The sequence below is a fragment of the Rhizobium croatiense genome, assembly GCF_019793465.1.
GTDB classification, from domain to species: domain Bacteria; phylum Pseudomonadota; class Alphaproteobacteria; order Rhizobiales; family Rhizobiaceae; genus Rhizobium; species Rhizobium croatiense.
In genome coordinates this window covers 310452-331740 of the sequence record NZ_JAILYJ010000002.1, presented here as the reverse complement: position 1 = coordinate 331740, position 21289 = coordinate 310452, and the positions used below count along the sequence as shown (strand labels likewise).

Here is a 21289-nt window from a genome sequence, read left to right as displayed (position 1 = left end):
TCGTTTTTTACTGCTGCAAAACATCCTCCGGATTTGGCGGTTTACCCGCCTGGGAGCTCTTCCTATGTCTTGAAGGGCTGCCAACCACGGAGGAACTTCATGCTGACCAAGACCGCATCACCGACGACCATCACGCTCTGGAACGGCCGCGAAATTCCGCGCCTCGGCATGGGATGCTGGGCGATCGGAGGTCCTTTCTTCGCCGGCGACACGCCGCTTGGCTGGGGTGAGGTCGATGACGACGAATCGGTGGAAGGAATTCATCGCGCCATCGCCCTCGGCATCCGCTTCTTCGACACCGCCTCGAATTACGGCGCCGGCCATTCGGAGGAGGTGCTCGGCCGGGCGATCGGCAATCGCGACGACATCATCGTCGCCACCAAATTCGGCTTTGCCACGGATCCGGAAACGAAGCAGGCAACCGGCGCCTTTGCCGATGAGGCGTTCATCCGCCGCTCCGTCGAGACATCGCTGCGCCGTCACAAGCGCGACCGCCTCGATCTCCTGCAATTCCACATCAATGATTTTCCGCTGGAGCAATCGGATGCCGTCTTCGATACGCTGGAGGCGCTGCGTGCCGAAGGCAAGATCGATGCCTTCGGCTGGAGCACCGATCATCCCGATCGCGCCGCCCGCCATGCCGGGCGCAAGGGCTTTGTCTCGATCCAGCATACGATGAATGTCTTCGAGCCGGTGCCGGAGATGATCGCCGTGGTCGAGCAGAAAGGCCTGATCTCGATCAATCGCGGTCCGCTGGCCATGGGCCTGTTGACCGGCAAGTTCACCGCCGACAAGGCGGTCGGCGCCAAGGATGTCCGCGGCGCAGCGCTCGAATGGATGGTTTACTTCAAGGACGGCCGCATGGCCCCGGAATTTGCCGCAAGGCTTGATGCCGTCCGCGACCTTCTCAAATCAGGCGGCCGCACGCTGACGCAGGGGGCGCTCGCCTGGCTCTGGGCAAGGTCGCCGCGCACCTTCCCCATTCCGGGTTTCCGCACCGTCGCTCAGGTCGAGGAAAATGCCGGCGCGCTGGAGAAGGGGCCGTTATCGGCCGCTGTCATGGCGGAGATCGATGCTGCACTCGGGCATGCATGAGAGGCGGTGAATCTGCCCCAAGGCTCCCTCATTCCTGTGCCTGTCACAGGAAGGGGGAGAATGTTGCAGCGTTTTCGGAAGAAAGCGCCGTTCAACTAGCCTTCCCCAATTCGACCTATCCGCGGGCACGAACCTTCAAGGCCCAGCCCTCCGGCCTCTCCGCGATGATCTTCACCGTATCGCCGATCATGATCCTGCCGCTGCCGCGCGGCGTGACGTTCCAGCCGAACAGCGGGCCGGGCACGCGGCGGTCGGCCGACATGCGGATGCGGCCCATGGCCGGCATCGGGTTTGCCACTTCGCGTGACCCGGTCAGCTGGTCCTGCGTCGTCATGATGCAGCGCGAGCAGGGCTTGACGAGATCGAAGCGGATGCCGGCGATCTCGATCGCCGCCCAGCGATCCTCCGGCCAGGCTTCGTCGGTATCGATGACGATATTCGGTCGGAAGCGCTCCATGCCGACTCTCCCTTCGCCATGGGCGGCGAGATCGTCGTTCAGTGCCTGCAGCGAGCCGGTCGTCGTCACCAGGATCTGGTAGCCGTCGGTAAAGCTCACCGGCGTGCCTTCGCCGGCCCATTCGGCATTCGCCGTCCGCTGTGCCTGCCCGTCGAAAAACACCAGCCGCACTTCGCGGCCGAGCCATTCGGACAGTTGGCGGTTGCTCCCTGCATCGGCGACGGCGGCGCTGACGGTCGATTTCCACACGCTCACATCCATGCGGCTTTCAGGCCGGGGCGGCGGCACCGATATCTCAGGCTTGCCCTGCATCAGCAGCCGGAAGGCGCCGGCCTCTGGCCGCACTTCGATGCGCGCGAGGTCCGGCAGTTCGCGCTGGGTGATGAAGTGGCCCTGCGGGTCGGTGATCATCGCCCGCCGGTCGCCGGGAAGCCCATAGGCGTCAATATCGGCGGCGGGCAGCGCAATGGCGCGAGCGCTCTTGAGCGGGTAGATGAAGAGGTCGCTGACACGCATGCCGTTCTCCTAAATTTCGTCCATGAATGCCGAGAGAAAATCACGCAGACTTTGGTCACGAGCAGCTGCCAGCCGGCGGCCGGTCTCGGTCTGGAACCCTTCCGCCAGTTTGAACAGCTTCGTCTGGAAATGGTCAATGGCATAACGCTTGTCATCGAGGGGACGGTTCGATGCCGCCGGGTCGAACGGATCATAGAGCCCGGATCCCATCCGTCCGCCGATATAGAAGCAGCGTGCGACGCCAACCATGCCGATCGCGTCCAGCCGGTCGGCATCCTGCAGGATCTTCGCCTCGATCGTCCGAGGCGTCACCCCGGCGGAGAAACTGTGAGCGGTGACGGCATGCGCCACGGCGCCGATATCCGCCGCGCTCCAGCCGAGTTCGGCCAAGATTGCCGACGCTTTTTCTGCCGCCAACGCCGATGCTTTGGCCCGCAATGGGGAATTCTTTTCGACCGCGACGCAATCGTGCAGAAGCACGGCAGCGGCGAGGATGCGTCCGTCTCCACCTTCGCCCGCGTGGATGCGCATGGCGTTTCTGAAGACGCGCAGGATATGGGCGAGATCGTGTGAACCGTCGTCGCCTTCGGCCGCATGCGCAATCAGCGACGCAGCGAGCATCTCATGAGGGGAGAAGGCTTCGGCCTTGAACATTGCGCCACCTGTTATTGGGGAAAATCGTCCATAGCGCACCGGCCGAAAGCGAGGCTTCCGGGAAGCGGCGCGGCTACGAAGAGCTGCAGAATACGGAGCGAGTTTTGTAGCGGCTTGCCAGGCGAGTCGCAATCATGAGGAGTTCGGCGCTGACCTCAGGAGAAGTCTGTCGCACCGTCGCTCGCCGGCGGCATGGAGAGAAGGTGCGGCACATCGCGAGCGGGGCGCGGCGGGCTGATGTGATAGACTTGGACCTCGTCGATTCCTCGCATTCGAGCAGCGCCAGCTGGGCGGCGGTCTCGACGCCTTCGCCGGATTAATATTCGGTTGCAGTGCAGCAGGCGCACGCGCGATCCGAACCCGTGTTTTTACAATTAAAAACCGCTGAAATATCAGGGAGGCTGGCGACAAAGGGCCGATCTGACAGTCATCCGTTAATGCCCGTCAATCTTTATTAATGAGAAGTTAACAACTTATTGACGCACTGCGCAAATCAGTTTAACCACCGAGTCACTCGTTATTTTCCGCTCTCGTATTGCGTACAAACACCACCGGCAAAAGGCGGTGAATGGAGGTTTGTATGACCCGTACCACATCCGTTTCAGATACTTCATATGCATATCTTGCGACACTTTCGCGGCTCGATTCCAATGGTGACGGCGTGCTCAGCCGCGGCGAACGTGCCGCCGAAGAGAAGCCCGGTATCATCAAGCAACTGCTGGAAGACGACACGGCCAGCGACACGCAACCGAAATTTTCCGGCAGCCTGATTGCGTTGATGATGGACACGCGCGACACAGCCACGACGAGCAGCATCGCCGTTTCCTATCCATTGCAGCAGACCGCGCCGACGACCGGCGATCAATCCGACGATCTTTACCGCAACACCTACGGCCAGTTCGATTTTGACGCCGTCGCCTGACGGCTCTAGGTCCAGGCGATCTGCAAGCCGGCCCGTTGGCCGGCTTTTTCGTTGGATGGTCCGCAGAGGAACACCTTCCGGGTTGACACGTTCAGAAGGACAACCGGAGGGAAGGAGATCTCCATGAAAGCCATGCGCATCATCGCCGCCGTGAGCCTGCTTGCGATTGCCCTGCCGGCAGGCGCTCAGGACAAGCAGACGGCGGTTGCCAATTTCGTCGGCAAGGACGGCAAGGAAACCGGCCGCGCCCAGCTGACCGCCGCCGCCAATGGCGGCGTCCTGATCGAAGTGGAGATATCGGGACTGCCGGCGAATAAATGGGTGGCCTTTCATGTTCACGAGACCGGCCGCTGCGATGCGACAACCCATCACGAGTCGGCAGGCGGCCATTTCAACCCGAGCACGGCCGAGCACGGGATTCTGGCGGCCAAGGGACCTCATGCCGGCGATATGCCCAATCAATATGTCGGACAGGACGGCGTGTTGAGAGCCCAGATATTCGACGGCATGGTCACGCTTGACGGCAAGAAGGATGGCATCCGCGGCCGCGCATTGATGGTGCATGCCAATTCGGACGATTATCGCAGCCAGCCTTCCGGTGACGCCGGGGAGAGACTTGCCTGCGGCGTCGTTCAATAGGCCGACGACCGCCCCCGCGCAGCAATGTTTCACTGTCGCGTCGGCTTTTCGGCCGTCGCGGTGCCGTTGGACCTCTTTCCCGGCGCGGAGTTTGAATCGTCCCGCAAAGCGGCCGGATCGTCCTTTTCGTCGAAGGCAAGTTTTACCCGCTTCACCATGTCACGGCTGACCTGCCACCAGTCAGCGGTCTTTGCCCAGTAGCGCAGCGTCACCGATATTGTGCTGTCACCGAGGCTGTCGATGAAAACGCTCGGTGCCGGTGACGGCAGCACCCTGGGACTGCCTTTGGCAATGCCCATCAACGTCTCCATCGCCAAATCAAGATCGTCCTCACGAGAAATGCTGACCTTCAGGTCGTTCTGCCGCGTCGGTTCGCGGCTGAAGTTGGTAATCGGCGTGTTCCAGAGCGTCGAATTCGGTGCCAGCCGATAGAGCCCGTCGCCGGTCCTGAGTTCTGTCGCAAACAACCCGATCTCGCGCACCGTGCCGGCCACGCTGCTGGTCTCGATATATTCGCCGACGCGGAACGGTCTGAGGATCAGCAGCATGATGCCGGCCGCAATATTCTGCAGTGTCCCTTGCAGCGCCAGCCCGATCGCCAGGCCGGCTGCGCCGAGGGCGGCGATGATCGAGGCGGTCTGGACGCCGAATTGGCCGAGCACGGTGATGAACACCAGGATCAGCAGTGCATAGCGGATGACATTGGTGAAGAAGCGCGCCAATGTCTCGTCGATGCCATGGATGCGCGACAGGCCTTCATAGGCCCAGCGGCTGACGAAGCCGGCCAGCGTCCAGCCAACGACGAGCAGGATCACCGCTCCGAGGATGGAAAAGGAATACTGGACTGCGAGCGCGCTTGCCTGGCTGAGCGCCGTCTGGGTGGCAAGAAGGACGTCGGCTGCTTGTTGTTCCATGATTTGGCCCTGCGAATTGTGCGTGGTCGAGGGCAAGATGGAGCAGCCGGCGGCAGCGTCAACCGCAGGCGGCGTCCCGAATCCCAAGCAAAAAGGCCGCATTGCCGTCGGCATCGGCGCCGCGCCCGATCGTCCGTACGGCCGCGACGAGCCGGCCGCCGCGGTCAAGCAAGGTGTCGCCGATCTCGATCAGCCGGGTATTCGGCGTCGCGAAAGGCGAGGCGGCGCGCAGCCGCCGGGCCAGCTCTTCCTCGCTCTGATCCGGTGCGAGGGACAATGCGGCGATGAGAGCGGCCGCCGGCGATCGCGACACGCCCATCCAGCAATGGATGAGCAGCGGCGTCTCCTGCCGCCACGATGCGGCAAACTCGATAATCCCCTGCACATGCGTTTCATCAGGCGCCACGAGACCGCCGGTGCCCTTGAACGTGATGTCGTTCATTGCAAGCGTCAGGTGGCGCTCGGGCGCGATCACGCCCGGCCGGTGAAAGGCCTGTTCCCTAGCGATCAGACTGATCATGTCGCGGGCCTTGTGGCGCACCGCCATTTCGGCGATGCGTGACAGCGGCGAGACGACGATGAAGCTCACGATCCCATCTCCCGCTCAGTCTCGATCGCCGCGAAACGCTCGCAGAACAGCCGCTGCGCTTCCACTGCCGGAAGCGGTTCGATCATCAACATTTCCCTGTTGATGCCGCGCGGCTGGCCGAAGAATTTTTGCGCTTCGGCCGGCGTGAAGCCGGCAAGCACCGTCGCCTCGAAATAGGCGGCAATCGTGTCGGCCTTCTTGATCCGGTCCTTGAGGTCGCGTGTGGGATGCGGCGGCAGGCCGAAGCGCAAGTGTATGGCCGCCTCCAGCCGCATTTCCACCGTCTTGTAGCCGCCGCCGACCACCGATTTGAACGGCGAGATTATGTCTCCGATCACATATTCCGGCGCGTCGTGCAGCAGCGCCATCAGGCACTCCTCCGGCCGGGCATTGTTGAAGCGGCGGAAAATATCTTCGACGACGAGACTGTGCTGCGCCACCGAAAAAGCATGATCGCCCGACGTCTGGCCGTTCCAGCGGGCGACGCGCGCGAGCCCATGGGCGATGTCGGCGAGTTCGACATCGAGCGGCGAGGGGTCGAGCAGGTCGAGCCTGCGCCCGGACAGCATGCGTTGCCAGGCGCGCGGAGCCTTAGTCGTCACGCGCTGGCCTCGTCGGCGCTGGTGGGGAAGACAAGGCCGGACCATGGCGGCAGGGCGAGAGAAACCGACGCCCCGTCGGCCAGCAGCGGCGTGCCTTCCGCCATCGCGGCACCGGCGCGGTCGATGCGCACGATCGCAAGGCCGCTGCCGCCCTCGACGGAGCCGAGTGTGCCCACTGGCTTGCCGGCAGCAGTGATCGCGGTGCCCGTCCCCGGCAGCGCCGCTGCGGCGGATACCGTGACGACGCGCCGGCGCGCGGTGCCGCGGTGCTGCATGCGCGAAATCACTTCCTGTCCGACATAGCAGCCCTTTTTGAAGGAGAGGCCGCCGTTCAGATCCATCAGCACGTCATGCGGAAAGGCATCCTGCAACGCGAAGTCCGATCCCGATATCGCAATGCCGTGGGCGATACGCAACGCGTCGTAGAGCGCCTCAGCGCCATCACCGTGCCGTCCCGGCCGGCGGGTCAGCGTGATGCCGGCCTTGGCGAAGCGGCTGTCCCAGACGCCTTGGCTGTCCCGGACGCCCTGGCTGTCCCGGACGCCTTGGCTGTCCCCGCCGCCCTCGGCATCCCTGATGCCATCGGCATCTTCGCCCCAGCAAACGCTGATGCCTTCTTCGGCGACAGGCGCAAGCGTCACGGCGGCCCGCAGCTTGTATATCGTCAGCCGCTTCATGAGCCCGTCACGCTGGCCGGCATCGCTTTCGATCACATAGCCGTCGCCGTCCTGCCAGATCATGAAGTCGAATAGGATCTTGCCCTGCGGTGTCAGCAGCGCCCCAGGCCGCGCCTCGTCTGAAGCAAGCGAGGTGATATCGGTGGTGATCAGGTTCTGCAGGAACGATTGAGCGTCCGCGCCGCCGACGGAGAGCAATGAGCGGTCTTTCAGGAATACGGATGGCATGGCGGAACCTGTCGCGTTGGTCATCGCTCAGAGGTATGACTTCATAAGGTGGATCGCAAGCGCCATGCGGCTTGCGTGAGGCGTCAGTCGCCTGCCGTGAAGAATTTCCATTTGCCGTCGGGCGTAATACCGAGGCGGTAGAAGTTATATCCGCCGAATTCCTGCATGTCGGACAGATCGCCGGCGGTGACGATGCGCAGCAGTTCAACGCGTTCCGGCGGCGTCAGTGACTTCAAGTCTTTCTCGGCGAAATAGGGCCAGACATACATGTCTTCGGGTGTGCCCTGGCCGACATGCACGAAGCCGGTCGAGACGATGTCGAGCATGATGGCGAGGATTTCGTCCCCATCGGGATCGCCGGAGAGATCCTTCAGCGTGCCGATCGGATCGTCTGTGGGCTCGCCGACGGTTACCTGCGTCTGTTCTGCGCCGGCGCCCATCAGCGGCCGCAGCCGTTCGAGATCGCCGGAGGCCGCCGCCTCGACGATCTGCTGGCGCATCTTGCGCACCGGCTCGGGCGCCTTGCTGATGTCGTGGATCACCTCGACGGGCTTGGAATTGTCCTGCGTGCCCGGCGTTTTGTCGACGCCCTGGCTGTTCTGGCTGTTGACCAGCGGATCGGCCATGGGAACGCCGGGGGTGGTGCCGCCCTGCGGCTGGCTCTGCCCCTGGGCGTTTCCCTGTGCCGGCTGATCGTTCGGTTGGCCGGGGATCTTGTGCAGTTCGGAAAGCGCATAGGCCGAGGGCGCAAGGGCGAGGCTGCCGGCGGCAAGGCTGAATGCAAGCATCACCGGCGCGAGCGGAATTCGCGAAACTTTCTCTTTACCGATGCGCATCGAACTCTCTGATAATAACTATTGCAGGGTGCGGTTGGCGGAGAATTCGCCGGCAAGCATACGGTCGCGCAGCGAATCGAGCAGAGCTTCGGCGCTGCTTTCCCCATGCAATCTAATGGTCTCGCGCAGTGCATGCGCGATGGCGGCATCAGCAATGATCTCAGGCTCGATCCCGTCGGCCATGCCGTCGGCCCAAGCCTCGTTCTGGTACTCCAGAGCTGCCTGCATCTTTTCGTGGACGATCATGTCGTCGATCTCGTTGAGGCTTGCTTCCATTGTCTTTTCCTCAGAACTTCTCATCTCTTACTGCACCGTTAACAACACTAACAGCCTTTTCCCAAAACGACACGTCCGCATGCGAAAACAGGTTAATTAAACGTCAATTTCCAAAGCGCGAGGTAATTTCTGTGGCAAGTGTTGCACCTTCGTTACGGTAGCGCTCTTCTGCCACGATGGCCGCCGGGGTGCAATCCGTATAGACCGAGGCGAAGGCGCGATAGCCGCGATTGAAGGCTGCAGTGAGCCTTTCCTTGCGTGGCGGCTCGTTGCCGGCCTCCGAATCGAGCAGCTGCTGCATGCCCTTTCGCCACTCATCACCGCCCGTCGCCTTGCAGAGGGTTCTCAGATAATGCACCGAACCCAGCACTTCAGCGAGCCGCGCCAGCTTGTCGTCATAAGGTACGATCGCGGCCGGTGGCGCAATCTCCTCCTCCTGTGGAGGCGGCGTGTTCTTGCCCTGAGCCATGGTGGGGCCGGCGAGCACGAGCAGGGACAGGACAACGCGTCGAACGGGAATCATGCTCCCAGTTGATACGTCGAGCATGACGGCAACAAGGCGCGCTTGAAAGTTTCCACTTCTATTCGCCGCCCGCCAGAGCATGATGCCGAAAAGTGTCAGCGGTTTTCGGATGACATCATGCTCTAAACTTAATTCAGAATAGGATGATTATCGGCCGGTTGGCCGATAATCATCCTGTGCCAGCCGTTCCGCGCATTCGAGCACGCTCTGCGGCACCGGCAGTCGCCGAATCTCATCCACCGTGTACCAACCCAGCGCCGCTGCATCGTCTGCGGCTTCCGCCACCATGTCCCGGTCGGCCTCGACGCGAAAGACCGACAGGAAGAAATGGCTCTTGAGGCTGCCGTCCGGCCCGTGCGTCTTCAGGTCATAGGTCGAAAACAGCCGGGGATTATGCGCCGCGATGCCGGTTTCCTCGCGGAATTCCCGCAGCGCCGTCTGCTCCGGCGTTTCGCCCGGCTCGGCGCGCCCACCGGGAAAGGCATACATGTCGGCGGAAGGCGGGTTGCGTCGCAACACCAGCAGGAATCGCCCGTCGCGTTCGAGAATGGCAGAGGAGGCGGCTTTGGCGGTGGAGATCATAAGACTGCCCTCGTTGTGACGATCGATTCTATCGCATGGACCGATTGTTGCATGCCGCCACTGCCTGGCTTCCGCAATTTTCGTGTGGGCCGTCTCGGAAGACAAGGCCCGAAAGGCGGCGCAGCGGTTCCCGAGATGAGGACATGTATGCAACAAATATTCCAGATTTTCGAAAGGGCTTTGCGTGACCTATATCATCTACGCCTTCGCCGCCGTTTTCGAGATTGCCGGCTGCTTCGCCTTCTGGGCGTGGCTGAAGCTCGAAAAGTCCGTCTGGTGGCTGGCGCCGGGTATGATCTCGCTCGCGCTTTTCGCCTGGCTGCTGACGCTGGTGCCGAGCGAAGCCGCCGGCCGAGCCTTCGCAGCCTATGGCGGCATCTATATTCTCGCGTCGCTCTTCTGGCTGTGGCTGGTCGAAGGCCGCGTGCCCGATCGTTATGATATCGGCGGCGGATTGATCTGCCTTGCCGGGGCGAGCGTCATCCTCTTTGCGCCGAGGGGCTGAAGTCGCACAAGCTCAACGCGGTCGCTCTTTGGTCGCGGCATGTTCTTGTCTTAAACCCTGTACAGTCTCGCGCGGCATGCTCAGGCGCCTTGACCGGACTCGGACCGAGTGCAAAGACAGGCCGATGTGTGGACGTTTCGCCCTGACAAATTCCAGCGCAGAGCTGAGCAATTTCCTCTCCGGTGTCGATCTCGACGATTTTCCGGCGCGCTACAACATCGCCCCGACGCAGCCGATCCTCGTCGTCATAGCAGGTGAGGGCAAGGAGCGAGGCAGCAACGTGGCCGACCGGCGCGCGGTGTTGGTGCGCTGGGGTTTTACCCCGGCCTGGGTCAAGGACCCGAAGGAATTTCCGTTGCTGATCAATGCGCGCGCCGAGACTGCGATCGGCAAAGCCTCGTTTCGGGCGGCGATGCGTCACCGCCGCGTGCTCATTCCGGCCTCGGGTTTTTATGAATGGCATCGTCCGCCGAAGGAAAGCGGCGCCAAGCCGCAGGCCTATTGGATCAGGCCGCGCCACTGCGGGATCGTCGCCTTTGCCGGGCTGATGGAAACCTGGTCCTCGGCCGATGGCTCGGAGGTCGATACCGGCGCGATCCTGACGACGTCGGCCAATGCGGGGATCTCGGCGATCCACGATCGCATGCCGGTCGTTATCAAGCCGGAGGACTTCTCGCGCTGGCTCGATTGCAGGACGCAGGAACCGCGTGAGGTGGCCGACCTGACGCAGCCCGTTCGGGACGATTTCTTCGAGGCCGTACCGGTCTCCGACAAGGTCAACAAGGTCGCCAATATGGGGCCTGATCTGCAGGAGCCAGTCGTCATCGAGCGGCCGCTCAAGGCACCCGAGAAGCAAAGGCCGAATGACGGCCAGCTCAGCTTTTTCTGAAACGCTATCGGCCGCATATGGCGTGGTGGCCTGTTCGGCTCATTCGCGATGTCGGGGGCATGTCGCGCAAAAGCGTGTTGCGGTTTTGCGGCAACGACATGCCTGCGAACAAGACCCATAGCGCAAGAAACGAATCCGCTAGATCACGACGCTTTAGAAACATGCCGCAGTCTTGGGGCAACGGCATGCCGGAAACTGGAAGGTGAAGCGCAGGTGACGGCAGTTCGAAGCTCGACGCTTCAAGCGGATTTCTTGACGCTCTCCGGCTTGTTCTTCGCCATCAGCGATGCTGCGGCAACGGCCTTCAGGCCGACGGGGCGATAGTTGGCGGCGAGGTCCGGCTTGGCCGTCTGCTGTTCGCCGGTACTGTTCTTCTTCAAAGTCACGGATACTCTCCTTTACGTGGTTCTTCCCTGGATATTTTATTTTTGCAGTTTCGCCAGAAATAGCGACAAATCGGCGGCGTCGCTTATCAGGAATTGTGAACGCCCACCATAATTCGCGAGGCTTAACTGAAGCCTACGTTGGTTAATACTTACTGAAGGAAGGGGTTCCAAAAAAACTGCGCAGCCGTTTTCCCCGGGAAAGCTCATGGCTTTCCCCGGAAGAAACGCACGTTTTCCGGGAATGTGCGAAAACCAGGGGAGACGCATTTCCAGGGGAAGAGGCCAGGAAATGCTTGAAGGTCAGATGTGACGGCCGATATCGTCGTCGCCGACGCCGGGCTCCTCGATCGTCAGCGTCCCATATTTCCGCCGCCATTTCCGCGCGCCGAAGGGAAGCGATACAAGGTAGGCGGCAACCGTAAACACCATCACCTCCCAGGTGTAGCTCATCAGCAGAGCCACATAGAGTACGACGCCGAGCATCATCGGCAGCACGAGATCGCGCCGCAGCCGGTTGCCGTCCGATTTGCCCGACCAGACCGGCAGCCGGCTGATCAGCAGGAAGGCGATGAACACGGTGTAGACCGACGAGACGAAGGCGAAGGTGCGGTCGGTCGCGATCCCAAGGAAGCCGAGATAGACCGGCAGCAGCACCAGCATGGCGCCGGCCGGCGCCGGCACGCCGACGAAATATTCCGACTGCCAGCTCGCCTTGTTCTCGCGTTCGGCCATGACATTGAATCGGGCAAGGCGCAGTCCGGCGGCGATCGCATAGATCAGCGCCGCGATCCAGCCGAGCGAGCGCGCCTGGTCGAGCGCGAAGACATAGACGACGAGGGCGGGCGCGACGCCGAAATTGACGATATCGGCAAGCGAATCCATCTGCGCCCCGAACTTCGAGGTCGCCTTCATCAGCCGTGCGACGCGCCCGTCAATGCCGTCGAGGAATGCGGCGACGAGCACCATGGCGACGGCGAGCTCGTAGCGATTCTCGAAAGCCAGCCGGATGCCGGTCAGCCCGGCGCAGATCGCCAGAATGGTGATGAGGTTCGGAAAGACGAGACGGAGCGGGATCTCACGCAGACGCGGGCCGCGGGCGGAATCATCCGGACCATTGGGCTCGAAGGGCGGAAAAGGCGTTTCCATATCGCGTTCCAATCTAAACCTAGCTGCGGCGGCTGATGACGGGACCCTTGGCCGAGGCGAATTCGGCGATGACGGTTTCTCCGGCGATCGCCGTCTGGCCGAGCGAGACACGTGGCGCCGCACCGGCGGGCAGGAAGACGTCGAGCCGGGAGCCGAAACGGATCAGCCCGAAGCGCTCGCCGGCATCCACCGGCTCGTTGGGATTTACCCAGCAGAGGATACGCCGCGCCACGAGGCCGGCGATCTGGACGACGCCGATCTGGCCGTGGCGGGTTTCGATCACCAGGCCGTTGCGCTCGTTGTCCTCACTGGCCTTGTCGAGCTCGGCGTTGACGAAGCTGCCGGAGCGGTAGTTGATGCTGACGATGCGCCCGCGCATCGGCGCCCGGTTCACATGGCAGTTGAAGACGTTCATGAACACCGAGATGCGCAGCATCGGCTCGGAGCCGAGGTCGAGCTCGGCCGGCGGGGTCACCATCTGGATCGCCGAGACCCTGCCGTCGGCGGGAGAAATCACCAGATCGTCGTCCTGCGGGGTCACGCGCTCGGGATCGCGAAAGAAATAGGCGCACCACAGGGTGAAGATCATGCCGATCCAGAAGAGCGGCTTGAAGATCCATCCGAGGATCAGCGAGGCGACGAAGAAGGCGGCCACGAAGGGATAACCCTCCTTGTGCACGGGGACGATCGTGTTGCGAACCGTGTTGAACAGGCTCATGGCTGCCGGTCTCCTTGCGTTGTCGTTTTTTGCTGGTTAGCGAAAAACCGCCTCCGGGGCAATGCTGCGGCCTCGGCCCCCGTTCGACTGCCGGGGTTCTGAACAACAAAAGCCTGTACCGGCGTCTGGTTCCCCAATCAGTTCGCCGGCGTAAGCCGCGCGATCACGCCCATATCGTCGCTTTCGCGCACCTGTTTCAGGTGCTCCTCGGCCTGTGTGGCCTCGCGCTGGCGGTTCCACATCGAGGCATAGAGACCGTTTTTATCAAGCAATGAGGCATGCGTTCCGCGCTCGGCGATCTCGCCGCTTTTCAACACGATGATCTCGTCGGCGCTGATGACGGTGGACAGCCGGTGAGCGATGACCAGCGTCGTCCGGTTCTTCGAAACCAGGTCGAGCGCCGTCTGGATTTCCCGTTCCGTCGTCGTGTCGAGCGCCGAGGTCGCCTCGTCAAGGATAAGAATCGGCGGCGCCTTGAGGATAGTACGGGCGATCGCCACCCGCTGCTTCTCGCCGCCCGAAAGCTTGAGCCCGCGCTCGCCGACTTTCGTTTCGAAACCCTCTGGCAGCATTTCGATGAAATGCGCGATCTGCGCCACCTCGGCCGCGGCAAAAACCTCGCTATCGCTGGCCGACGTGCGGCCGTAGCGGATGTTGTAGGCAACGGTGTCGTTGAAGAGCACGGTATCCTGCGGCACCATGCCGATCACCGAGCGCAGGCTCTTCTGCGTCACCGTGCGGATATCCTGGCCGTCGACCGTGATCGTACCGCTCTGAATATCGTAGAAACGATAGAGCAGCCGCGACAGCGTCGATTTGCCCGCACCCGACGGGCCGACGACGGCGACCGTCTTGCCGGCCGGCACGTCGAAGGAAATCCCCTTGAGGATCGGACGGGCCGGGTCGTAGGCGAAGTGCACGTCCTTGAAGGAGATCGCGCCCTGGCCGATCCTAAGCTCTGTCGCATCGGGCGCGTCCTTGACCTCGGCCTTCACCTGCAGGAGATCGAACATCTGCTCGATATCCGTCAGCCCCTGGCGGATTTCGCGGTAGACGAAGCCGATGAAATTGAGTGGCGCGGAAAGCTGCAGCAGCATCGAATTGACGAAGACGAAATCGCCGACCGTCTGCTCGCCGCGCTGGACGGCCAGCGCCGACAGCACCAGCATGATCGTCGTGCCGATGCCAAAGATGACGCCCTGGCCGAAGTTCAGCCAGCCGAGCGAGGTCCAGACATCGGTCGCCGCCTTCTCGTAGCGCTCCATCGATTTGTCGAAACGCTTGGCTTCCATCTCCTCGTTGCCGAAATATTTGACGGTTTCGAAATTGAGGAGGGAGTCGATCGCCTTGGTGTTGGCGTCGGTATCGCTGTCGTTCATCGACCGGCGGATGGCGATGCGCCAGTCGGATGCACGGATCGTGAACCAGATATAGGCCCAGACCGTAAAGGCGGTGACGGCGAGATAGGAAAATCCGTAACCCCACCAGAAGATCGCGGCCGTCAGCAGGAATTCGATGACGGTCGGGACCGAATTGAGGATCGTGAAGCGCACGATCGTCTCGATGCCCTTGGTGCCGCGCTCGATGATGCGCGAGAGACCACCGGTCTTGCGTTCCAGATGGAAGCGCAGCGACAGCTCGTGCATGTGCACGAAGGTCCTGTAGGCGAGCTGGCGCACCGCATTTTGCCCGACGCTGGCAAACAGCGCGTCGCGCAGCTGGTTGAGGCCAAGCTGGATCAACCGGGTGACGTTATAGGCGATGACAAGCGCGATCGCGCCGGCAACGAGCGGCGGCACGGTGCCGGCCAGATCCATCCTGCCGTTCAGCGCGTCAGTCGACCATTTGAAGAAATAGGGGACGAGTAGCAGGACGAACTTGGAGATCAGCAGATAAACCGAGGCCCAGACGACGCGCATCTTGAGGTCGGGCCGGCCGGCCGGCCACATGTAGGGCCAGAGGTTAAGAAGCGTGCTGAGCAGGTGGGATTCCGAGACAGTCTTGCCGTTTGCCATGCGTGTCTCCAGCCCGGTCGGATTGCCGCGGTCGTGTGTGTCGATGCCGGCAAAGCGCGAACGGGACGTGCTCGAGCGCTTCCCAATCACCGCCAGATAGGGTGCCGGGCGGATGAATACAACAAATGCGGGGTTCAGGAAAAGCTAAAGCGCGTCGCATCAAATTTGATTCCTGCGACGAGCTTTAGCCCTTTGTTTTTATGCATGTCGTTGTCCCGGAACCGCTGCACACTGTCGGGCGACATGCATTAGGCCGGACGGTTATCCCGCCCGGCCCCATCATGTTCTTCTGCTATGTTTACAGTTGCCGGTTGGATAGGCGTTTGCGGTGCAGTTCCTCGGCATTCGGCAAGGCATCCTTCGGCAGGCCGAAAATCTGGCCGGGGCGGATGCGGTCGGGATTAATGATCTTGTCCTCGTTGGCGATGTAGATCGTCGTATAGCGTACGCCGAGGCCATAGGTCCGGCGCGAGATCTGCCACAGCGTGTCGCCGCGGCGAATGATGACCGCCGCGTTGTTGGCCGTCAGCGGCGCCTGTTCGATCGTCCTCGGCTGGTTGCCGGCAGCCTCGTTTGCAGCCGGTGTCGCGGACGCGGGCGCAGCCGGCGCGGGTGCTGTGGTGAGTTCGGCGATCAGCGCGCCGAGCCGGTCGAGCGCGGCGCCGACCGACCTCGCGTCCTGCGGCAGCCCCTGCAGCACTTTCAACGCATTGGAAGCAGTCTGCGAGGCCGCGCCGGAGGCTTGCTTGAACGGGTCGGACGCGTCGGCCGCCGGGCGGAAGTCGGCCACCGAGCGCAAAGCGAATTCCGTTGCCGAGCGTGCCGCGGCAAGCTGTTCGGCGCCGGGCAGCTTGCCATCGGCAAACAGTCCCTTCAGCAGGCCGAACGCCTTGCCGGCTTCGGCCTTGAGCTTGCCGAGTTCGCCTTCGTCGAGCGGCACCATCGGAGAAGCGCCATTTGCATCGGTGGGGCCGACTTGAGCGGCAACCCTCACCTGGTCGCCCGCCGGGCGATTGAAATTCACGGCGGCGCGCACAATCACCTTGCCCGTGGGATCGACGACGTCGACGCGGATCTTATGGTCGCCGACCGAGAGGGTCGCAACGCCTTCGATGACGAAATGGCCGTCGGGGCCGGCAGTATCCTGGCCGACAAGGCTGTCGTCGGCATAACCGAGAACCTTGGCATTGGCGCGCGCCGTGCCGGCAATGAATATCTTGTTACCCTCGATCTCGACGGCGTTGACCATCACATCGGGCGCAGTGGCCTTGTCGGTTCCGGCCGCACCGGGAACGGCCGGCGCCCCATCCGTGCCACCGGCGGCGGGCAGGCCAGGGGTCTGCAGCGCCAGCTCACCCGGCGTTACAGCTGGGGCGGCAGGAGCGCCCGCTGCAGCGGCAGCGGTCTCGCCGGCCGCGGTCTTGCCGACAGGCGACGCCATCGGATTGGAGGCGTCGGCGACTTCGGTTCCGCCCGTCGGCGCCGTGATGATGCGGCTTGCGGTGCCGGGCTTGGAGACCATGGCGAGCAGATTGGCGCCATTGCCGTCCTTCGGCACCGAAACGGTCGCGACCTCTTCGGAAAGTGTGGTCTTGCCATCCTTGCCCGTCACCTTGAGCACGAGCTGGTGGTCGCCGGCCGGAAGCGGATTGTCGAGCACGGCGGCGAAGTCGCCGCTCGGACCGACATCGGCCGTCGTCACGACCTTTTCGCCGTCGAGCACTTCGAGCTTGCCGTTCGGCTCGGCGGAACCGGCGATGACGGTCGAACCGTCAGGCTCGACGCGCAGGACGTCGAAGGCCGGAAGTTTCGGGCCGGCATTCGCCGCCGCAGCGGCGGGCGCGGGCGCTCCGGTCAGCGCAGCCTCGGCCCTGGCGATTGCGGCTAGCGCATCGGTGACGTTTTCAGGCAGCGACTGCACGATGGCGAGCGCCTTGGCGCCACCTTCCTTGGCCTTCGTGGCAACGGCTTGCGTTGCGGGATCGACGCCCTCGGGAATGGTGAAGCCGGTAAGTGCGGTGAGCGCATTGATCGTCTTGGTCTTAGCGGCGGTGAAGACATCGATGGCCGGGCCTTTGCCGTCGGCAAACAGCGCCTTGAGCTCGCCGAGCGCCACGCCGGCATCGGCCGAAAGACGGCCCAGCTGATCAGCTACCGCAGCAGGGGAGCGCGATGTCTTTGCCGCTTCGTTAACCGTGTTCTTGAGCTCCGTGCCCGCCTGGTTGATAGCGTCGCCGACCTTGGTTGCATCGCCGCCGATGCGCGGCATGACAAAGAGCACCATAAGTAGGATTGCGGATACGAGCACTGCAAGGGCCAGCAAGCCGGCACGGTTCTTCATCATTATGTCTCCCAAGGCGGCAATTTGCCGTAGTACCGAAAATTGCTAGCGATTCCCGTTGCTTTTCACAAGCATTCAAAGCAATTAGACAAGCTAGGCACGCTGCTTTTCAGTCAATTTTCTTGACTGCATTGAAATGAAATAGTTGTTTCGCCTCCATGACCGAACAATCTGTATCGATTCGATCCATCTGCGTTTACTGCGGCTCGAGGCCCGGACGCGATCCTTCCCACATGGCGGCCGGGCGCGCTCTCGGAAGAGAGATCGCCGAATACGGCCTGCGCCTCGTCTATGGCGGGGGTACCAAAGGCATCATGGGCGCGGTTGCAAGCGGGGTGCTTTCAGGCGGCGGTCAGGTCACGGGCATCATCCCGGAGTTCCTGATCGATATGGAAGCGACTCGCCATTCGCTCGGTCAGCTCAACGAACTCATTGTAACCCCTGACATGCATGCGCGCAAACACACCATGTTCGAACGCTCCGATGCCTTCGTGGCGCTGCCCGGCGGCATCGGTACGCTGGAGGAAATCGTCGAGATCATGACCTGGGCGCAGCTCGGCCGCCATGAAAAGCCGATGGTCTTTGCCAACGTCAACGGTTTCTGGGATCCGATGATGGAGCTGATGCGCCATATGACCGAAGAAGGCTTCCTGCACACCGCCCACCGGGTGCAGCCGCTCGTCGTCGATGACGTCTCGGGCATCATTCCGGCGATCATGGCCCAGGCAGCCCAACTCGCCGCCGATCGCGACGGCGAGGACGAGGTGATCTCGAAAATGTAGGCGGGGCAGGCGGCCTTGGCGCGGTCAAGCTATGTTGCGAGCGAATTCAGCTATAGGCGAAACAAGCTGCGTCACCTGAGATCGCATCCATCGATTGGCGGGATCATTGTCGCTTGCCGCCGACCAGACCATCGATATCGGGCTTACCGTTAAATCGAGGGGAACGTCGGCGACTGCCAAGCCAAACAGGCCGGCATACCGCTTCACAATTCTGGTCGGCAGCGTCGCGATCAAGGGCGCTTCCAGGACAGCAGTCAGCACAGTCAGGAATTCCGGCGCTGCCACCGACACGTCGAGCCGCACGTTGATCCGCTTCAACGCATCATCAATGCAGCCTTCGATGGCATCCTTCTGTGAAACCAGTGCATGCTTCAGCCCGACATAGCTGTCGCGGTCCAATGTTTGGGGAAGATCGAGAAGCTTCGGATTGTAGCAGCACATCAGTGATTGCTCGAACAGCAGGCTGCGCCGATGCCTGTTGTTGCCGTCATCGTAGCAGCCGACGCCGAGATCGATGACGTTGTCGTCCAGAAGCTTGTGGACCATCTCGGGATTGACCGCACGGGCGAGCACTCTGATACCAGGCGCCGTCTCGTTCAACATAGCGGCGAGACGCGGCACGAGCAGCACCTCAAGCTCGCTGGAAAAGCCGATACGGAAAATCTGCTCGGCCTGGCCGGGCTCAAAGGCAGCAGGCGTTACGATCGCCTGCTGCGTACGGCTGAGTATCTGCTCCACCGCCTCGGCGAAACGCAGCGCGCGATGGGTCGGCTGCATGACCTGGCCGACACGCACGAATAGTTCATCCTGAAGCAGTGTGCGAAGAGTTCCGAGATTGTGGCTCATGGCAGGCTGCTGGATTTTCAGACGAACAGCAGCTTTCGTTACGCTCCGCTCCTTCATCAGCGCATCGAACGCGACGAGCAGGTTCAAGTCAAAAGACCACAAATTGAAATGATCGATGGAGACAATTTCATTCATCGATTTGATCGTTGCACGAAATCTCCCTATTGTCCATAGGCATCAGACAGCGCTGTCCCCGATTCCAGTTCAACTTGAAAGGAAATTCCATGAGCGATCTTGGAAAGGAGTATCGTATTGCCGGCGTGACGGTGAGGAAGGTGCAGGAGCGGTATCTGCACAACGTCCCGCCCTCGTTTCTCTATCCGGCTGCCGCTTCTGAGGAACTCAGGGCGATCGAGCCGCGGCTTTCCGCCGTCGATATGGAAGAGGGCCGCGATGCCCTTGTGGTGAGTATACACACTTGGCTCGTAAGGACGCCCGACCACATCATCCTCATCGATACCGGCTCGGGCAACGACAAGGAAAGACCACGTAATCCCAGCTTCCACCATCAGACCATCCCGTTTCTCGACAGGCTGCGCCAGGCCGGTGTCGGGCCGGAAGACGTCGATTTCGTCATAAATACCCATCTCCACGTCGATCATTCCGGCTGGAATACCGTGCTTGAGGACGGAAGATGGATCCCCACTTTCAAAAATGCGCGCTACATCTTCCCCCGCGCCGAGCAGGAATATTACTCGTCAACGGCAAGCCACAACGACGTCAACATTCCCAGTTCCGGCGTCTATGAAGACAGCGTGCGACCCGTGATCGAGGCAGGGCTTGCTGATTTCATCGACAGCGCAGGCGGTCCTTTCCTGGATCGATTCACCTTCTTGCCGACACCTGGCCACAGCATCGGCCATATGTCCGTTCTTCTGGAATCGGACAATGAAGCGGCGATTTTTGCCGGCGATGTTATGCACCATCCCATCCAGGTGGAGCGTCCCGACCTCAACACGGTGTTCTGCGAATTCCTGGATCAGGCTGCCCAGTCCAGACGGCGTGTCCTCGAGTTCGCAGCCGATAATCGCGCCATTTACTTCTCCACGCATTTCCCCGGCTCGTCTGCTGGTTATGTGACCCGCGACGGCGAAAAATTCAGGTGGTCCTATGTCTGAGAACAAACTCGCATCTTCAGCTTTTGACGCAGGCGAGATCGTATTCGACGAGCATTACGTCGACAGCGGAACCGACGGCATCAAGCTCTATCTCCGCAATAAGCGAAGGAGAGATCACAAAGCCTTTCTCGCGGAGAAAACAATCGTGATGGTGCACGGGGCGACCTTCTCATCCGGAAGTCTCTACGATGTTCCATTCAACGGGATCTCCTTCATTGACTTCCTTGCATATCAAGGCTTCGATGTCTTTGCGGTTGATGTCCGGGGCTATGGAAAGTCGACCCGCCCGCCGGAAATGCAGGCGGAGCCCGATCTTAACCCGCCGCTTGTCGCCACCGACACTGGTGTTGCGGACTTCGCTACGGCGGTCGATTTCGTCCTCCGACTTCGTGGTCTCAACGCCGTCAACGTCTTCGCAATGTCATGGGGTGGTACCGTGGCGGGCGCATATGCTGCGCGCAACGGCGACAAGGTTGTCAAGCTCGCGCTGCTCGCGCCGCAATGGCTTAGCGACATTCCCATCCCGATCGACCAAGGCGGCCCCCTGGGTTCCTATCGGCTTGTTCCAGTTCATGCCGCCTTGGCGCGTTGGTTGAGCACGGCACCCGAATACGCGCGTGAACGGCTTGTTCCCGAAGACTGGTTCGATCTTTGGGCAAAATTCACGCTTTCAGAAGAGACCTCGGAAGCTGACAGGGAGCAAGGAAAACTCCGAGCCACCAACGGGCCAATCCAGGACATCCGCACCTACTGGAAAGCGGGAAATCCCTATTATCAGCCGAGCGAAATCCGCGCCCCGGTGCTGCTGTTGCACGGCGAATGGGACATCGACGTTCCGCTTGATCTGGCGCGGACCTATTTCGAGCAGCTGACCGGCGCCTCCTACAGGCGATGGGTGGAAATCGGGGAGGCGACGCACCTCGCTCTCATGGAAACCAACCGCATGCAGGCCTATTCCGAGGTTGCCCGCTTTTTCGATGAATCCTTCCAACCGGAATAGAATTCGAACCAACGGGCTCCGGGATCGGATTTC

Annotated in this window: 24 protein-coding genes; 8 read left to right on the top strand and 16 right to left on the bottom strand. The window is 61.7% G+C overall.

Features of this window, described 5'->3' with window-relative positions:
• Positions 1-99 precede the first annotated feature (99 nt).
• Positions 100-1095 (top strand): aldo/keto reductase, encoded by a 996-nt coding sequence (locus tag K6M89_RS04335; RefSeq protein ID WP_222138542.1) that lies wholly within the window; start codon positions 100-102, stop codon positions 1093-1095.
• A 115-nt stretch (positions 1096-1210) separates the two neighbouring features.
• On the opposite strand, the gene K6M89_RS04330 is transcribed toward K6M89_RS04335, so the two are convergent.
• Together K6M89_RS04330 and K6M89_RS04325 are read right to left on the bottom strand one after the other, a co-directional pair.
• Positions 1211-2068: an MOSC domain-containing protein gene (locus K6M89_RS04330; protein ID WP_222138541.1), complete on the bottom strand. Its 858-nt coding sequence runs from the start codon at positions 2066-2068 to the stop codon at positions 1211-1213.
• A gap of 9 nt (positions 2069-2077) precedes the next feature.
• On the bottom strand, positions 2078-2722 hold the full coding sequence (locus tag K6M89_RS04325; RefSeq protein WP_222138540.1) for an HD domain-containing protein: 645 nt from the start codon (positions 2720-2722) through the stop codon (positions 2078-2080).
• A gap of 568 nt (positions 2723-3290) precedes the next feature.
• On the opposite strand from K6M89_RS04325, the gene K6M89_RS04320 reads away from it, so the two are divergent.
• Both K6M89_RS04320 and K6M89_RS04315 read left to right on the top strand, forming a co-directional pair.
• Positions 3291-3644, top strand: coding sequence for a hypothetical protein (locus K6M89_RS04320; protein WP_170964768.1), 354 nt, complete (start codon positions 3291-3293; stop codon positions 3642-3644).
• Between the two features lie 123 nt (positions 3645-3767).
• Positions 3768-4283: a superoxide dismutase family protein gene (locus K6M89_RS04315; protein ID WP_222138539.1), complete on the top strand. Its 516-nt coding sequence runs from the start codon at positions 3768-3770 to the stop codon at positions 4281-4283.
• 29 nt (positions 4284-4312) lie between these two features.
• Here K6M89_RS04315 and K6M89_RS04310 read toward each other — a convergent pair whose 3' ends face one another.
• The 8 genes from K6M89_RS04310 to K6M89_RS04275 form a co-directional block, all read right to left on the bottom strand.
• Positions 4313-5197, bottom strand: coding sequence for a mechanosensitive ion channel family protein (locus tag K6M89_RS04310; RefSeq protein ID WP_222138538.1), 885 nt, complete (start codon positions 5195-5197; stop codon positions 4313-4315).
• Positions 5198-5255: 58 nt separating this feature from the next.
• On the bottom strand, positions 5256-5786 hold the full coding sequence (locus K6M89_RS04305; RefSeq protein ID WP_222138537.1) for a tyrosine phosphatase family protein: 531 nt from the start codon (positions 5784-5786) through the stop codon (positions 5256-5258).
• Positions 5783-6355, bottom strand: coding sequence for an HD domain-containing protein (locus K6M89_RS04300; protein WP_222138710.1), 573 nt, complete (start codon positions 6353-6355; stop codon positions 5783-5785). Before K6M89_RS04300 ends, K6M89_RS04305 begins: the two co-directional genes overlap by 4 nt.
• 29 nt (positions 6356-6384) lie before the next feature.
• Complete coding sequence (gene ygfZ, locus K6M89_RS04295) at positions 6385-7293, bottom strand: CAF17-like 4Fe-4S cluster assembly/insertion protein YgfZ (RefSeq protein ID WP_222138536.1); 909 nt, start codon at positions 7291-7293, stop codon at positions 6385-6387.
• An 83-nt stretch (positions 7294-7376) separates the two neighbouring features.
• Positions 7377-8129: a hypothetical protein gene (locus tag K6M89_RS04290; protein WP_222138535.1), complete on the bottom strand. Its 753-nt coding sequence runs from the start codon at positions 8127-8129 to the stop codon at positions 7377-7379.
• Between the two features lie 18 nt (positions 8130-8147).
• Positions 8148-8405 carry a hypothetical protein gene (locus K6M89_RS04285; protein WP_004675135.1) on the bottom strand — a complete coding sequence of 86 codons (258 nt, stop codon included), beginning with the start codon at positions 8403-8405 and terminating at the stop codon, positions 8148-8150.
• Positions 8406-8508: 103 nt separating this feature from the next.
• Positions 8509-8952 carry a TIGR02301 family protein gene (locus tag K6M89_RS04280; protein WP_222138534.1) on the bottom strand — a complete coding sequence of 148 codons (444 nt, stop codon included), beginning with the start codon at positions 8950-8952 and terminating at the stop codon, positions 8509-8511.
• A 123-nt stretch (positions 8953-9075) separates the two neighbouring features.
• Positions 9076-9510 (bottom strand): NUDIX hydrolase, encoded by a 435-nt coding sequence (locus K6M89_RS04275; RefSeq protein WP_097580271.1) that lies wholly within the window; start codon positions 9508-9510, stop codon positions 9076-9078.
• A 184-nt stretch (positions 9511-9694) separates the two neighbouring features.
• On the opposite strand from K6M89_RS04275, the gene K6M89_RS04270 reads away from it, so the two are divergent.
• Positions 9695-10015 carry a YnfA family protein gene (locus K6M89_RS04270; RefSeq protein WP_097580272.1) on the top strand — a complete coding sequence of 107 codons (321 nt, stop codon included), beginning with the start codon at positions 9695-9697 and terminating at the stop codon, positions 10013-10015.
• A 124-nt stretch (positions 10016-10139) separates the two neighbouring features.
• Complete coding sequence (locus K6M89_RS04265; RefSeq protein ID WP_222138533.1) at positions 10140-10904, top strand: SOS response-associated peptidase; 765 nt, start codon at positions 10140-10142, stop codon at positions 10902-10904.
• A gap of 239 nt (positions 10905-11143) precedes the next feature.
• Here K6M89_RS04265 and K6M89_RS04260 read toward each other — a convergent pair whose 3' ends face one another.
• The 5 genes from K6M89_RS04260 to K6M89_RS04240 all read right to left on the bottom strand — a co-directional run bounded on the left by K6M89_RS04260 (position 11144) and on the right by K6M89_RS04240 (position 17513).
• Entirely contained in the window at positions 11144-11290 is a 147-nt protein-coding gene (locus tag K6M89_RS04260; RefSeq protein WP_170964770.1) for a hypothetical protein, read from the bottom strand.
• A 300-nt stretch (positions 11291-11590) separates the two neighbouring features.
• Positions 11591-12436, bottom strand: coding sequence for a CDP-diacylglycerol--serine O-phosphatidyltransferase (gene pssA / locus K6M89_RS04255; protein WP_097580274.1), 846 nt, complete (start codon positions 12434-12436; stop codon positions 11591-11593).
• A gap of 19 nt (positions 12437-12455) precedes the next feature.
• Positions 12456-13154, bottom strand: coding sequence for a phosphatidylserine decarboxylase (locus K6M89_RS04250; protein ID WP_097580275.1), 699 nt, complete (start codon positions 13152-13154; stop codon positions 12456-12458).
• Between the two features lie 137 nt (positions 13155-13291).
• Positions 13292-15169: an ABCB family ABC transporter ATP-binding protein/permease gene (locus K6M89_RS04245; RefSeq protein ID WP_222138532.1), complete on the bottom strand. Its 1878-nt coding sequence runs from the start codon at positions 15167-15169 to the stop codon at positions 13292-13294.
• A 298-nt stretch (positions 15170-15467) separates the two neighbouring features.
• Positions 15468-17513, bottom strand: a complete 2046-nt coding sequence (locus tag K6M89_RS04240) for a LysM peptidoglycan-binding domain-containing protein (protein ID WP_222138531.1) — start codon at positions 17511-17513, stop codon at positions 15468-15470.
• A gap of 155 nt (positions 17514-17668) precedes the next feature.
• Here K6M89_RS04240 and K6M89_RS04235 point away from each other — a divergent pair, with 155 nt between their 5' ends.
• Positions 17669-18292 carry an LOG family protein gene (locus K6M89_RS04235; RefSeq protein ID WP_097580278.1) on the top strand — a complete coding sequence of 208 codons (624 nt, stop codon included), beginning with the start codon at positions 17669-17671 and terminating at the stop codon, positions 18290-18292.
• Between the two features lie 24 nt (positions 18293-18316).
• Here the strand turns inward: K6M89_RS04235 and K6M89_RS04230 are convergent, their stop codons facing one another.
• On the bottom strand, positions 18317-19273 hold the full coding sequence (locus K6M89_RS04230) for a LysR family transcriptional regulator (RefSeq protein ID WP_222138530.1): 957 nt from the start codon (positions 19271-19273) through the stop codon (positions 18317-18319).
• Positions 19274-19362: 89 nt separating this feature from the next.
• On the opposite strand from K6M89_RS04230, the gene K6M89_RS04225 reads away from it, so the two are divergent.
• The gene (locus tag K6M89_RS04225; RefSeq protein ID WP_222138529.1) at positions 19363-20256 is read left to right on the top strand and encodes an MBL fold metallo-hydrolase; all 894 of its coding nucleotides are present in this window, start codon (positions 19363-19365) and stop codon (positions 20254-20256) included.
• Positions 20249-21256, top strand: coding sequence for an alpha/beta hydrolase (locus K6M89_RS04220; RefSeq protein WP_222138528.1), 1008 nt, complete (start codon positions 20249-20251; stop codon positions 21254-21256). The genes K6M89_RS04225 and K6M89_RS04220 overlap by 8 nt, the downstream gene beginning before the upstream one ends.
• Positions 21257-21289: the final 33 nt, after the last annotated feature.